The sequence below is a fragment of the Bacillus cereus group sp. BcHK124 genome (assembly GCF_027712065.1).
GTDB classification, from domain to species: Bacteria; Bacillota; Bacilli; order Bacillales; family Bacillaceae_G; genus Bacillus_A; species Bacillus_A pacificus.
Window position 1 is genome coordinate 316469 of sequence record NZ_JAQFPJ010000001.1, and the last position, 13360, is coordinate 329828.

Genomic DNA, 13360 nt, shown 5'->3' on the forward strand with positions numbered 1-13360 from the left:
GCTAATCACTGCCGTTTTGCCACGTTACGGCACCATGAGGTGATGAATTGATTCATATAGTAATCAATTCATAATTAGGGTGGTATCGCGAGTTAACTCTCGTCCCTTTTATAGGGGCGGGAGTTTTTTATATTTAAGGAGGAAAATACAATGAAACAACTAACAGGCGCACAAATTCGTCAAATGTTTTTAGACTTTTTCCAAGAAAAAGGACATGCAGTAGAACCTAGTGCATCACTAGTTCCACATGAGGATCCATCTCTTTTATGGATTAACAGTGGTGTAGCAACATTAAAAAAATATTTTGATGGACGTGTAATCCCGCAAAATCCACGTATTACAAATGCTCAAAAATCAATTCGTACAAACGATATTGAAAACGTAGGGAAAACAGCTCGTCACCATACATTCTTTGAAATGTTAGGGAACTTCTCAATCGGCGATTACTTCAAAGAAGAGGCAATTACTTGGGCTTGGGAATTCTTAACGAGCGACAAATGGATCGGATTCGATAAAGAATTATTATCCGTTACAATCCATCCAGAAGATGAAGAAGCATTCACAATTTGGAATGAGAAAATGGGTGTTCCAAAAGAGCGTATCATCCGCTTAGAAGAAAACTTCTGGGACATCGGTGAAGGACCAAGTGGACCGAATACAGAGATTTTCTATGACCGCGGAGAAGCTTACGGTAATGACTTTAGTGACCCAGAATTATATCCAGGAGGAGAAAACGAGCGTTACTTAGAAGTATGGAACCTTGTATTCTCTCAATTTAACCATAATCCAGATGGTTCATATACACCACTTCCTAAGAAAAACATCGATACAGGGATGGGTCTAGAGCGTATGACATCTATCGTTCAAGATGTACCTACAAACTTTGACACGGACTTATTCATGCCGATGATTGGTGCAACAGAAACAATCTCTGGCGAGAAATATCGTAATGGTGACTTAGAAAAAGATATGGCGTTTAAAGTAATCGCTGACCATATCCGTACAGTAACATTCGCTGTTGGTGACGGCGCTCTTCCATCTAACGAAGGCCGTGGTTATGTATTACGTCGTTTATTACGCCGTGCTGTTCGTTACTCTAAGAAATTAAACATTAACCGTCCGTTCATGTTTGAATTAGTACCGGTTGTTGGAGAAGTAATGAAAGACTTCTATCCAGAAGTACTTGAAAAGAAAGATTTCATTGCAAAAGTTGTGAAAAATGAAGAAGAGCGTTTCCACGAAACACTTCATGATGGTGAAGCAATTTTAGCTGAAGTTATTGCAAAAGCGAAAGAAGAAAAAACAACTGTTATTTCTGGAGTAGATGCGTTCCGTCTATATGACACATACGGTTTCCCAATTGAATTAACAGAAGAATATGCAGAAGAAGCTGGTATGACAGTTGATCATGAAGGCTTTGAAAATGAAATGGAAAAACAACGTGAGCGCGCACGTGCTGCTCGTCAAGACGTTGATTCTATGCAAGTTCAAGGCGGTGTCCTTGGAGAAGTGAAAGTAGCGAGCGAGTTCGTTGGTTACGGTACGGTTGCAACAGAAAGTAACGTTGTTGCACTTGTGAAAAACGGTGAATACGCAGACAGCTTGCAAGTAGGTGAAGAAGGACAATTAATGCTTGATGTAACACCATTCTATGCTGAGAGCGGCGGACAAATTGCAGACCGTGGTTACCTTCTTGCTGATGGTGTGAAAGTTCTTGTAAAAGACGTACAAAAAGCACCAAACGGCCAAAACTTGCACAAAGTTGTAGTTGAAGAAGGTACATTAACGAAAGATGCGGCTGTAAAAGCTATTATCGATACGAAAAACCGTAGTAGTGTTGTGAAGAACCATACAGCAACTCACTTACTACACCAAGCGTTAAAAGACGTACTTGGAACGCACGTTAACCAAGCGGGTTCTCTTGTAACTTCTGAACGTTTACGCTTTGACTTCTCTCACTTTGGTCAAGTACAAGCTGACGAATTAGAAAAAATTGAGCGTATCGTAAACGAGAAAATTTGGGAAAGTATTGATGTTGAGATTTCTCAAAAAGCAATCGAAGAAGCGAAAGAAATGGGCGCAATGGCATTATTCGGTGAAAAATACGGTGATGTTGTACGCGTTGTACAAGTTGGCGACTATAGCTTAGAGCTTTGCGGTGGTTGTCACGTTGATAACACAGCTTCTATCGGTATTTTCAAAATCGTTGCTGAGTCTGGTATTGGTGCAGGAACTCGTCGTATTGAAGCAGTAACTGGTAAGTCTGCTTATGAATTAATGAACGATCAAGTAGGTTTATTAAAAGAAGCAGCTGGAAAAATGAAAACAAATCCAAAAGACATTTTAACAAGAGTAGATGGTTTATTTGCTGAAGTAAAACAACTTCAAAAAGAAAACGAATCTCTTGCAGCAAAATTAAGCAATATTGAAGCTGGAAACTTAACTGATTCAGTAATGACAGTTGATGGCGTGAACGTATTAGCGGCAAAAGTAAATGTTGCAGACATGAACAACTTACGTACGATGATGGATGACCTAAAAAATAAATTACAATCTGCAGTTGTCGTATTAGCGTCTGTAAATGATGATAAAGTAAACATCTTAGCTGGCGTAACGAAAGATTTAATTAGCCAAGGATACCATGCTGGTAAACTTGTGAAAGAAGTAGCTTCTCGTTGTGGCGGTGGCGGTGGTGGCCGTCCTGATATGGCACAAGCGGGCGGTAAAAACCCAGCGCAAGTTGAGGAAGCTTTAGCGTTTGTACAAGAGTACGTTAAATCTGTTTCAAAATAAAGAGATAGTAGTGTACAATGGTAGGGAGAGGAGAAGTTCTTCTCCCTATACTTACTATATAAGTGAGGTGCTTGAAATGGACGGTTTTGATAAAACAATGAAGTTTAGCATTCAAGATGAAAAACAGAGTGTCCATGTAAATGATGTACTTTTAACTGTGTATGATGCACTTCAAGAAAAAGGCTATAATCCGATTAACCAAATCGTCGGTTATTTATTAAGTGGAGACCCAGCATACATACCTCGCCATAAAGATGCGCGAAGCATCATTCGCAAGCTTGAACGTGATGAATTAATTGAAGAGCTTGTGAAGTCTTACTTGAAACATCATCGTGAGGAGTAATTTATGCGGATATTAGGTTTAGATGTAGGTACAAAAACAGTCGGAGTTGCAATTAGTGACGAAATGGGCTGGACAGCGCAAGGGCTTGAAACAATCAAGATTAACGAAGAACGAGGTCAATTTGGTTTTGACCGCATTTCTGAGTTAGTAAAACAGTATGATGTGGACAAGATAGTAGTAGGTTTACCTAAAAATATGAATGGTACAATTGGCCCACGTGGTGAAGCATGCCAACAATTTGCAGAAAACCTACGAGAGCTGTTACAATTAGACGTTGTAATGTGGGACGAGCGTTTGTCAACGATGGCAGCGGAACGTCTACTCATTTCGGCCGATGTAAGCCGTAAGAAGCGAAAGCAAGTAATTGATAAGATGGCTGCAGTCGTAATCTTACAAGGATTTTTAGATAGTAAATAAGAGGTGACCAAAATGGAAGAAAATCAAATTACAATTGTAGACGAAAAAGGTAACGAACATTTATGTGAAATTATTTTCACTTTTGATGCTGAAAAATTTGGCAAAAAATCATACGTAGTCTTCTCTCCAATCGGTGAAGTAGACGAAGATGGAGACCAAATTTATGATGCAATGGCTTATGAGCAAAATGAAGAAGAGGGCGGAACTTTACTTCCAATCGAATCTGAAGAAGAGTGGGAAATGGTACAAGAAATGTTCAACACTCTAGCTGATGAGCAAGAAGCTGAATAATAAGTACTGAAAAGGTGGACGGTATATCGTCCGCCTTTTTTATATGTAAAATGAAAGATTTTTTGTCGAAACTGCGTAATCCTTTGTAGTATAATGAGACGGATTGTAGAAAATAAAGTATCTGTCAAAAATGATAGGTAAATGTATTGTGATTTTTTATCGTGTTGTATAGAAAGATGTACATATGGCCTACAATTGAATAAGGAGGAAGAGTTTTGGTAGAGAATCAAGTGAAAAAGAAGCGTAGACGCATTTTTTTATTCTCGATAATTGCACTGCTTTTAGTTTGTGGTTCAGTCTATGCGTATATTTCATCCGCATTAGGACCGGTTGATAGCGGGAATAAAAAAGAGATTGAAGTAGAAATTCCAAAGGGATCATCTACTAGTAAAATTGGTGAGATTTTAGAAGGAAAAGGTGCTGTGAAAAACGGTACAGTTTTTAGTTTTTATACAAAGGCTAAATCTAAAAATTTACAAGCGGGTACATATTTATTAAATCCTTCAATGAGTGCAAAAGATGTTATTGAGCAAATGTCATCTGGTAATGTACATCGTCCAGCTCTTTATAAAGTGACGGTAAAAGAAGGGGCACAAGTAACTGAAATTGCAGAAACGGTTGCAAACGAATTAAAGTGGAATAAAGATGATGTTGTACGTCAATTAAACGATAAAGCATTTATTCAAAAAATGCAGCAAAAGTATCCCAAGCTGTTAACGGATAAAATCTTTGATAGCAATATTAAATATCCATTAGAAGGTTATTTATATCCTGCGACGTACTCTTTCTATAAAAAAGATACGACGTTAGAAGAAATTGTCATTCCAATGCTTGAGAAAACGAATGCAATCATTGTTCAAAACGAAGCAAAAATGAAAGCGAAAAACTGGGATGTTCATCAGCTTTTAACATTGTCTTCACTTATTGAAGAAGAGGCAACAGGCTTTACAGATCGTCAAAAGATCTCTAGTGTCTTTTATAATCGTTTAGCAAAAGGTATGCCGCTTCAAACGGATCCAACGGTATTATATGCACTTGGAAAGCATAAACAACGTGTATTATACGAAGATTTAAAGATAAACTCACCGTACAATACGTACGTTGTGAAAGGATTGCCGGTGGGCCCGATTGCAAACTCTGGTAAACATTCAGTGGAAGCAGCGCTAGAGCCTGCGCAAACAGATTATTATTATTTCTTAGCTGCACCAACTGGTGAAGTGTACTATGCGAAAACATTGGAAGAGCATAATGCACTAAAGCAAAAATATATTACGAAAAAACAGTGAAATGGGGAGGGATAGCGAAAAAGGTCGCACATCCCTCTTTTTTGTGGTAAAATATATCGGGTTAAAAACTGGCAGAAGAATCGTTTTTAATATCAAAACGGGACGTACAAGCTAAGGGTAAAGCTGGCTTGTATTTTTATTGCATTCTATGTGTGAAAAGACGTCATAGAGGCACTTCTCCATGTAAATAAGGAGGACCATTATGGAGGATGCAGTTAACGAGTACCTATTATCATTTATTGATCCGAAAGATAAATTAATTCTTGAAATGGAAGACTATGCGAAAGAAAATCATGTGCCAATTATGGATCGACTTGGAATGGAATTTATGTTGCAATTTTTACGTTTAATTGGACCGAAGAGCATTTTAGAGCTAGGTACAGCAATTGGCTATTCTAGTATTCGTATGATGCAAGCTATTCCAAATTCTCGCATTGTGACAGTTGAGCGCAATCGCGATCGATATGAAAAAGCACTTGAATATATAGAACGTTCACCAGTTAAAGAGCGTATTTCCGTTATTTACGGTGATGCGTTAGAAACAGGCGAGCAAGTAGAAGAACATGGAACATTTGACGTTATTTTTATTGACGCAGCAAAAGGACAATATCGTCGCTTTTTTGACTTATATGAACCGTTATTAAATCCTGGTGGCGTAATTATTTCAGATAATGTTATGTACCATGGCCTTGTAACGACGAAAGAGAAAATTGAAAACAGACGTACACGTGGTTTAATCCGTCGTATTAAGACGTACAATGAATGGCTTATGAACCATGAAGGATATGATACAACGATTTTCCCAATTGGTGATGGAGTAGCTGTTAGTAAAAAGAAAGGGTGACCAAGGTATGAAGAAACCAGAATTGTTAGTAACGCCAAAAGCAGTGGCGGATATCGAACCTCTTGCGAAAGCAGGAGCAGATGCGGTAATGATCGGTGAGCAAAAGTTTGGTTTACGTTTAGCAGGGGAATTTTCACGTGAAGATGTGAAACAAGCTGTGAAGATTGCACATGAAAATGGTGTAAAAGTATACGTAGCAATGAACGCTATGTTCCACAACGATAAAGTAGAAGAATTAACAGACTATGTTGCATTTTTAAACGAAGTACATGTAGATGCAATTGTTTTCGGAGATCCAGCAGTATTAATGGCGGTTCGCGAAGTAGCGCCAAATATGCAATTGCACTGGAATACAGAAACAACAGCAACAAACTGGTTTACTTGTAACTACTGGGGACAAAGAGGAGCAAAACGTGCTGTATTAGCTCGCGAGCTTAGCTTAGATGAAATTGTTGAATTAAAAGAAAATGCTGAAGTGGAACTTGAAGTGCAAATTCACGGTATGACTTGTATGTTCCAATCGAAGCGTTCGTTAGTAGGAAACTACTTTGAGTATCAAGGACGTCATCTTGATATCGAAAAGAAAAAATATGAAGAGAATATGTTCTTATATGACCCAGAGCGTAACAATAAATATCCAATTTATGAAGATGAAAATGGTACTCACATTATGAGTCCAAATGATATTTGTTTCATCGATGAGTTAGAAGAGCTAATTGATGCTGAAATTGATAGCTTAAAAGTTGATGGTGTACTAAAAAGCTCTGCATACATTATTGAGGTAACGAAGAAATATCGTAAAGCAATTGATTTATGTGTAGAAGATCGTGATGCGTATTATGACGTGAAAGATGACTTATATAAAGAGATAGAAGAAATGCAACCGGTGAATCGTCCGTTAGATACAGGATTCTTCTTTAAAGAGACGGTTTACTAAACGAGGAGGGTGTAGGAAATGACTGTACAAGAAATTTCACGAGTGATCGATGGCAAACGCGTTATTGTGAAGAAACCTGAACTGTTAATCCCTGCGGGTAACTTAGAAAAATTAAAAGTAGCTATCCATTACGGAGCAGATGCTGTATATTTAGGTGGACAAGAATTTGGTCTTCGTTCGAATGCAGGTAACTTTACACTGGAAGAAATGGCAGAAGGTGTGGAATTTGCAAAGAAATATGGAGCAAAAATATATGTAACAACAAATATCTTTGCACATAATGAAAATATGGACGGGCTAGAGGAATATTTAAAAGGGATTGAAAAAGCTGGCGTAACGGGAATTATCGTTGCTGATCCGCTTATCATTGAGACTTGTAAACGTGTAGCGCCTTCTGTTGAGGTGCATTTAAGCACACAGCAATCACTATCCAACTGGAAAGCAGCACAGTATTGGAAAGAAGAAGGTTTACATCGTCTTGTATTAGCTCGTGAAGCAAGCTATGAAGAAATGAAAGAGATTAAAGAAAAAGTGGATATTGAAATTGAAGCATTCGTCCATGGTGCAATGTGTATCGCATATTCAGGAAGATGTACGCTAAGTAACCATATGACAGCGCGTGACTCTAACCGTGGTGGTTGTTGTCAATCTTGTCGCTGGGATTATGATTTAGTTCAAACAGTATCACAACATAAAGATGCAAAAGAGCTTCCTCTATTCCAAGAAGAAGATGCTCACTTTGCAATGAGTCCAAAAGACTTAAATTTAATTTTATCAATTCCGAAAATGATTGAAATTGGAATTGATAGCTTAAAAGTTGAAGGACGTATGAAATCAATCCATTACGTAGCGACTGTAGCGACAGTATACCGCAAAGTAATTGATGCATATTGTGCGGATCCTGATAACTTTGAGTTTAAACAAGAATGGTTAGATGAGCTTGATAAATGTGCAAATCGTGATACAGCTCCTGCATTCTTTGAAGGGGTTCCAGGACATCAAGAGCAAATGTTTGGAAATCATAGTAAGAAAACAACGTATGATTTCGCTGGTTTAGTGTTAGATTATAATGAAGAAACGGGCATCGTAACGATTGAGCAACGTAATCATTTCAAACCAGGACATGAAGTGGAGTTCTTTGGGCCAGAAATAGAAAACTTTACGCAAACGGTGGAGAAAATTTGGGATGAGGATGGAAACGAATTAGATGCAGCGAGACATCCGTTGCAAATCGTGAAATTCAAAGTGGATCAACCAGTGTATGTGAATAATATGATGCGCAAAAGCATACTTCAATAAGAAAGAGTGATAGTCGAATGGGGACGAATAAGCCTGTTGTAATTGGAATTGCTGGTGGTTCAGGGTCAGGTAAGACAAGTGTAACGAAAGCGATTTTTGACCATTTTAAAGGTCATTCCATTTTAATCTTAGAGCAAGATTATTATTACAAAGATCAAAGCCATTTACCAATGGAAGAGCGTTTAAAAACAAATTATGATCATCCATTAGCGTTTGATAATGATTTGTTAATTGAACATTTGCAGCAGTTGCTTGCATATAAACAAGTAGAGAAACCTGTATATGACTATACATTGCATACGCGTTCAGATGAAATTATTCCAGTTGAGCCGAAAGATGTAATCATTTTAGAAGGAATTCTTATTTTAGAAGACCCACGTCTTTGTGAGTTAATGGACATTAAGTTATTCGTTGATACAGATGCTGACCTTCGTATTTTACGCCGCATGCAGCGTGATATTAAAGAACGTGGTCGTACGATGGATTCAGTTATTGATCAATATGTAAATGTTGTACGTCCAATGCACAATCAATTTATTGAGCCTTCTAAGAAATTTGCGGATATTATTATCCCTGAAGGTGGACAAAACCACGTTGCAATTGATATTATGGTTACAAAAATTGCAACAATTCTTGAACAAAAAGTAAATTTGTAATAGCATAGTAAAAGATATACGATAGGAAGGGATTTTTTCCCTTCCTATCGAATACAATGAAACATGCAACCTCATCTATATATAGGTGAGGGCATATTTATATCAACTTTCCATACATATCTTCTTTATATAAAGAAGAATTGGGAATACGGGGTTGTATGTGACAACTCCGCTAGTACAGGCGTGCTAGAAACCTCCGCTTTACATATAAGCGGGGGAGTTTTCATATGGAACTCCTCTTTTTTTCGGGGGATTGGTATATAAAAGGAGTGGAAAATATGGCAACAGAAAAAACATACCCTATGACGCAAGAGGGTAAGCAAAAGCTAGAGAACGAACTTGAGGATTTAAAAACGGTAAAACGTAAAGAAGTTGTAGAGCGCATTAAGATTGCACGTAGCTTCGGAGATCTTTCTGAGAACTCTGAGTATGATGCAGCGAAAGATGAGCAAGCGTTCGTAGAAGGACGTATTACACAATTAGAAAACATGATTCGTAACGCAGTTATCATCACAGATAACGGTGAAGAATCTACAGTTGTTACATTAGGTAAAACAGTAACATTTAAAGAACTACCAGATGGAGATGAAGAAGCTTACACAATCGTAGGTAGCGCAGAAGCAGATCCATTTGAAGGAAGAATTTCTAACGATTCTCCAATCGCAAAAAGCTTATTAGGTAAGCAAATTGGCGAAAAGGTAGCAATCCAAACTCCAGGTGGAGAAATGCAAGTAGAGATTATCTCTGTAAAATAATTAAAAATCACTCGTGTAAAAGCGAGTGATTTTTTTATCCCGCATTAACGGGCAGTAAGACCCCCACCTCAAAAATCAGCGAAAGCAAAGAAGTTAGGTGGGGGGCGGGCTGCTTAAAGTTTCACTTTATTTGTATAAAAAATGAAACACTCCGTCCAAACTATAGTAGACGAGGTGTTTTTTTTATGAAAATAAAACAGAGAATTACAATTGTTTTAATTTGTTTTATATGTGTCATGTTTATGTTACTTTGTCGTTTAATTCAAATACAAATTATAGATACGGAATCATTTACGGATCGTAAGATTAACTTAATTGAAAAAAGTGTTACACAACGGACGCAATCCATTACGGTAGATGATGGACGCGGCCATTTTATAGATCGTAATGGTAAGGAGATAGGTGAGAAAAAGTATCCTGTTTTAATTGTTTTTCCATTTCTACAATTAAAAAATGACATGTTGGAGAAAATTGCGCATATCATTGGTATGTCGAGACAAGAGATTGAAAGTCAAATGAAACATAAGAAAAGTGCATTTATCCTGCAAAGAGGAAATGAACCACTTCGCTTGGGACGAGAGCAGATGGAGAAGGTGAATCAATTAAATGTATTAGGCATTGTAGCAGCTGAAGTTCGTTTGCGGCAAACTAGCGTGATGAATCATTTAATTGGTGATGTGGGTGAGAATGAACGAGAATTTCAAAAACGATACGGAGAAGTTAGAAAAATTTCAAAACAAACACCGATTGGCATTTCAGGATTGCAGCAATCATTTGATGAATTTCTTTTGACCGATGGAGAGGCAAAAGTATTGTATCAAGTGGATCGGCAAGGAGAACCGATTTTTGGAAAACAAGCGAAATATACATCGCCTGGAAATCCGTTTTATCCAGTGACGATTCAAACTACTTTACATAACGAGTTACAGAAAAAAGCAGAAGAAGTAGTTGAAGCAAGTGAAATTAAGAAGGGAGGAGTAGTGCTACTTGATGTAAAGAAAAATGAAATTTTAGCAATGGTTAGCAAACCATCTGTACAGGTGAAAGATGAGAGTTTATATAAAACTACACTTGAAAATCAAATGTTAACACCACATTTTCCCGGTTCTGTTTTTAAAACAATAATTGCGGCGGCAGCGATTGATCAAAATGAAAATGTTTTTAATCGCGTATTTAATTGTAATAAAGATTTATATGGTGAAGATCACCCACAAGTTAAGATGGGGACACTTAGTTTTAAAGAGAGCTTTGCTAGAAGCTGTAACAGGACATTTTCAGAGTTAGGCAATGAGTTAATAGAAAAGGATAAGATGGTGTTAGAAACTTATGTAGCGGCTTTAGGAGGCGCTGAGAAGGTTGGATGGAGAGGTTCTGTATTTCATACAACGCATTTTGAGCAAATGCCAGAGGAGAAGAGTGTTACGATTTGGGGGAGTGAAGGAAATAAGAATAGTAAAAAAGCGGTAGCGCAAACAGCAATTGGACAGAAAGATGTACGTATGTCACCTCTAGCGATTGCAAATATGATGGCGACGATTGCTAGAGGGGGAGAAAATATGGAAGTGAAAGCTGTTGAAAAAATAATGTATAAAAATGGAACGGATTTTTATACATTTGAAGACCATACATTAGGTGGAAAACAGCTTTCATATGGAACAGTGAAAACATTACAACAGTTATTAAGGAGCGTTGTAATAGCGGAGAAAGGCACAGGATCAGCATTCAAGTCGTTACCACTAAGTGTTGCTGGAAAATCTGGGACAGCACAAACAGGAAAAGGAACGAAAGAGAATCGATGGTTTGCAGGTTATTTTCCATATGAAAATCCAAGGTATGCTTTAGTTGTCGTGGATATAGAAACGAATAGCGATGTAAATAAAGTTACACCTATTTTCAAATCTATCGTAGAATCAATCTATCGATTAGAGAATGAAAAGTAATCTTGCAATTTATAGTAAAATGTTTTCATTTCATGAAAATATTATTGTAAATGTTCAACCTTTCTAGATTTAATGTTACAATAGCAAGTATGAAAAACTGCATGGAGGTTTGAAGAATGGCAGGAGGATCTAGATTCCAACAGAAACAACAAAAACGTCGTCAAAACGGTGTTTTAAATATTGCAATCGCTATTGTACTAGTAGCAGTAGCTATTGTAGCATATCAATTGTTTGTTCCTGACACGAAAGAGCAAGCGTCTTCTAGCGATAAAAAGGTAGCTCAGCAAACAACGAAAGAGAATAAGTCTGAGAAAGCTAAAGGCAAAGAAGAGACGAAGAAGAATGAACAAGAGAAAACAGAGGCTAAGAAGAAAGAAGAAGAAGAGAAGCTAAAGGCTGAAGAAGAACAGAAAAAAGCTGAAGAAGAAGCGAAAGCTAACGAGAAAGTACCAGCTGAAAAAACACAGCCAAAGGCAACTGACGCTTATACGAAACCTTCTTGGAAGCCAGTAGGCACAGAGCAAGGTGCAACACCTGCGATGACGTTTAAAAAAGGTACAGCAGATTGGAATGAGATGAATCAAGCGATTTCAGCTGCAATTGACGTTCCAGTAGAGCAATTAATTATTCATCGAATCGGAAATAACGGTAAGAATAAAGCTTACGGTAACGTACAAGATAAACAAACAGGTAAAAGATATTATGTAAATATTGATTGGGTAGACAATGAAGGCTGGAAACCAGTACTTGTTCAAACTCTAAACTAAAAAAGAGAAGCTCCTAAGGAGCTTCTCTTTTTTAGTTAGCGTAATTTCTTTAATTTAAAATGAACAACCGCGCTATAATATGGTCTTTTACTTTCAGGATCCATAACCATTTGATGCGAGATGTGATGAACTTCAAGCATAAGTGCTTTATTATTATCGATTTGTTCACTGATTTTTCGTTCTAAAGAAGCTAAGTCTCCCGCTTCAAAAAATTCTACTTTATCTTCTAACATTTCAAAGGTAAATGACATGAAGACGGCCCCTCTCCTATGTAATCAACTATAGTGTAACAAAGAAAAGAAGGAAATACCATGTACATTTCAATTGACATTTTTAGAAAGAGGGAATATCATACTGATAAAACCGATAAGAAAAAGGGGAATTTTTATGGGTACAGAATTTAATGGTTTATTTGATGAGTGGGCTCATACGTACGACTCATTTGTACAAGGCGAAGATATACAATATAAAGAAGTTTTCGCCCATTATGAGGACATTCTAGAGGATGTAGTTAACAAGTCATTTGGTAACATATTAGAATTTGGTGTCGGTACAGGTAATTTAACAAATAAATTATTACTTGCTGGCCGCACAGTTTACGGTATAGAACCGTCACGTGAAATGCGCATGATTGCAAAAGAGAAATTGCCAAAAGAGTTTTCCATTACAGAAGGTGATTTTCTTTCGTTTGAAGTCCCGAATTCCATTGATACCATAGTAAGCACCTATGCATTTCATCATTTAACAGATGATGAAAAAAATGTAGCGATTGCGAAGTATAGTCAATTGCTAAACAAAGGTGGTAAAATAGTGTTTGCTGATACGATATTTGCAGATCAAGATGCATATGATAAAACTGTTGAAGCAGCAAAACAAAGAGGTTTTCATGAGTTAGCAAACGATTTGCAAACGGAATACTATACACGTATTCCAATTATGCAGACTATTTTTGAAAACAATGGCTTCCATGTAACGTTTACGAGATTAAATCATTTCGTTTGGGTAATGGAGGCAACTAAGCAATAGAAAGAG

Annotated in this window: 14 protein-coding genes and 1 other annotated feature (1 of these 15 only partly in view); of the genes, 13 read left to right on the forward strand and 1 reads right to left on the reverse strand. The window is 37.3% G+C overall.

Translation table 11 applies throughout. From position 1 onward, the window contains the following. Positions 1–110: a binding site (T-box leader), on the forward strand (it extends 110 nt beyond the left edge of the window). Between the two features lie 40 nt (positions 111–150). The 12 genes from alaS (at position 151) to PDK19_RS01765 (ending at position 12328) form a co-directional block, all read left to right on the forward strand. Then, positions 151–2793 (forward strand): alanine--tRNA ligase, encoded by a 2643-nt coding sequence (gene alaS, locus PDK19_RS01710; protein WP_000811833.1) that lies wholly within the window; start codon positions 151–153, stop codon positions 2791–2793. Positions 2794–2869: 76 nt separating this feature from the next. After that, positions 2870–3136: an IreB family regulatory phosphoprotein gene (locus PDK19_RS01715; RefSeq protein WP_000348590.1), complete on the forward strand. Its 267-nt coding sequence runs from the start codon at positions 2870–2872 to the stop codon at positions 3134–3136. Positions 3137–3139: 3 nt separating this feature from the next. After that, a complete protein-coding gene (ruvX, locus tag PDK19_RS01720; protein WP_001221197.1) occupies positions 3140–3553 on the forward strand; it encodes a Holliday junction resolvase RuvX in 414 nt (137 codons plus the stop codon). Between the two features lie 12 nt (positions 3554–3565). Then, positions 3566–3844 carry a DUF1292 domain-containing protein gene (locus PDK19_RS01725; protein WP_000392247.1) on the forward strand — a complete coding sequence of 93 codons (279 nt, stop codon included), beginning with the start codon at positions 3566–3568 and terminating at the stop codon, positions 3842–3844. A gap of 215 nt (positions 3845–4059) precedes the next feature. After that, the gene (gene mltG, locus PDK19_RS01730; RefSeq protein ID WP_000230089.1) at positions 4060–5130 is read left to right on the forward strand and encodes an endolytic transglycosylase MltG; all 1071 of its coding nucleotides are present in this window, start codon (positions 4060–4062) and stop codon (positions 5128–5130) included. A 202-nt stretch (positions 5131–5332) separates the two neighbouring features. Then, entirely contained in the window at positions 5333–5974 is a 642-nt protein-coding gene (locus tag PDK19_RS01735; RefSeq protein WP_000389089.1) for an O-methyltransferase, read from the forward strand. A gap of 7 nt (positions 5975–5981) precedes the next feature. Next, positions 5982–6911, forward strand: coding sequence for a peptidase U32 family protein (locus tag PDK19_RS01740; protein ID WP_000742781.1), 930 nt, complete (start codon positions 5982–5984; stop codon positions 6909–6911). A gap of 18 nt (positions 6912–6929) precedes the next feature. Then, entirely contained in the window at positions 6930–8210 is a 1281-nt protein-coding gene (locus PDK19_RS01745; protein ID WP_000217969.1) for a peptidase U32 family protein, read from the forward strand. 17 nt (positions 8211–8227) lie between these two features. Beyond that, positions 8228–8866 (forward strand): uridine kinase, encoded by a 639-nt coding sequence (gene udk / locus PDK19_RS01750; protein WP_000537087.1) that lies wholly within the window; start codon positions 8228–8230, stop codon positions 8864–8866. Between the two features lie 278 nt (positions 8867–9144). Beyond that, positions 9145–9621: a transcription elongation factor GreA gene (gene greA, locus PDK19_RS01755; protein WP_000179963.1), complete on the forward strand. Its 477-nt coding sequence runs from the start codon at positions 9145–9147 to the stop codon at positions 9619–9621. A 185-nt stretch (positions 9622–9806) separates the two neighbouring features. Beyond that, positions 9807–11561 carry a peptidoglycan D,D-transpeptidase FtsI family protein gene (locus tag PDK19_RS01760; RefSeq protein ID WP_049111035.1) on the forward strand — a complete coding sequence of 585 codons (1755 nt, stop codon included), beginning with the start codon at positions 9807–9809 and terminating at the stop codon, positions 11559–11561. Between the two features lie 116 nt (positions 11562–11677). Continuing rightward, positions 11678–12328 (forward strand): YrrS family protein, encoded by a 651-nt coding sequence (locus tag PDK19_RS01765; protein WP_000897107.1) that lies wholly within the window; start codon positions 11678–11680, stop codon positions 12326–12328. Positions 12329–12363: 35 nt separating this feature from the next. On the opposite strand, the gene PDK19_RS01770 is transcribed toward PDK19_RS01765, so the two are convergent. Beyond that, complete coding sequence (locus tag PDK19_RS01770) at positions 12364–12579, reverse strand: YrzA family protein (protein ID WP_000010984.1); 216 nt, start codon at positions 12577–12579, stop codon at positions 12364–12366. Between the two features lie 136 nt (positions 12580–12715). On the opposite strand from PDK19_RS01770, the gene PDK19_RS01775 reads away from it, so the two are divergent. After that, complete coding sequence (locus PDK19_RS01775; protein ID WP_000536312.1) at positions 12716–13354, forward strand: class I SAM-dependent methyltransferase; 639 nt, start codon at positions 12716–12718, stop codon at positions 13352–13354. Positions 13355–13360 lie beyond the last annotated feature (6 nt).

What these genes read in the sequence shown, in the direction of transcription:
- alaS (WP_000811833.1), top strand. Translation starts at nt 151, where the DNA reads ATGAAACAACTAACAGGCGCACAAATTCGTCAAATGTTTTTAGACTTT.
- PDK19_RS01715 (WP_000348590.1), top strand. Translation starts at nt 2,870, where the DNA reads ATGGACGGTTTTGATAAAACAATGAAGTTTAGCATTCAAGATGAAAAA.
- ruvX (WP_001221197.1), top strand. Translation starts at nt 3,140, where the DNA reads ATGCGGATATTAGGTTTAGATGTAGGTACAAAAACAGTCGGAGTTGCA.
- PDK19_RS01725 (WP_000392247.1), top strand. Translation starts at nt 3,566, where the DNA reads ATGGAAGAAAATCAAATTACAATTGTAGACGAAAAAGGTAACGAACAT.
- PDK19_RS01735 (WP_000389089.1), top strand. Translation starts at nt 5,333, where the DNA reads ATGGAGGATGCAGTTAACGAGTACCTATTATCATTTATTGATCCGAAA.
- PDK19_RS01740 (WP_000742781.1), top strand. Translation starts at nt 5,982, where the DNA reads ATGAAGAAACCAGAATTGTTAGTAACGCCAAAAGCAGTGGCGGATATC.
- PDK19_RS01745 (WP_000217969.1), top strand. Translation starts at nt 6,930, where the DNA reads ATGACTGTACAAGAAATTTCACGAGTGATCGATGGCAAACGCGTTATT.
- udk (WP_000537087.1), top strand. Translation starts at nt 8,228, where the DNA reads ATGGGGACGAATAAGCCTGTTGTAATTGGAATTGCTGGTGGTTCAGGG.
- greA (WP_000179963.1), top strand. Translation starts at nt 9,145, where the DNA reads ATGGCAACAGAAAAAACATACCCTATGACGCAAGAGGGTAAGCAAAAG.
- PDK19_RS01760 (WP_049111035.1), top strand. Translation starts at nt 9,807, where the DNA reads ATGAAAATAAAACAGAGAATTACAATTGTTTTAATTTGTTTTATATGT.
- PDK19_RS01765 (WP_000897107.1), top strand. Translation starts at nt 11,678, where the DNA reads ATGGCAGGAGGATCTAGATTCCAACAGAAACAACAAAAACGTCGTCAA.
- PDK19_RS01770 (WP_000010984.1), bottom strand. Translation starts at nt 12,579, where the DNA reads ATGTCATTTACCTTTGAAATGTTAGAAGATAAAGTAGAATTTTTTGAA.
- PDK19_RS01775 (WP_000536312.1), top strand. Translation starts at nt 12,716, where the DNA reads ATGGGTACAGAATTTAATGGTTTATTTGATGAGTGGGCTCATACGTAC.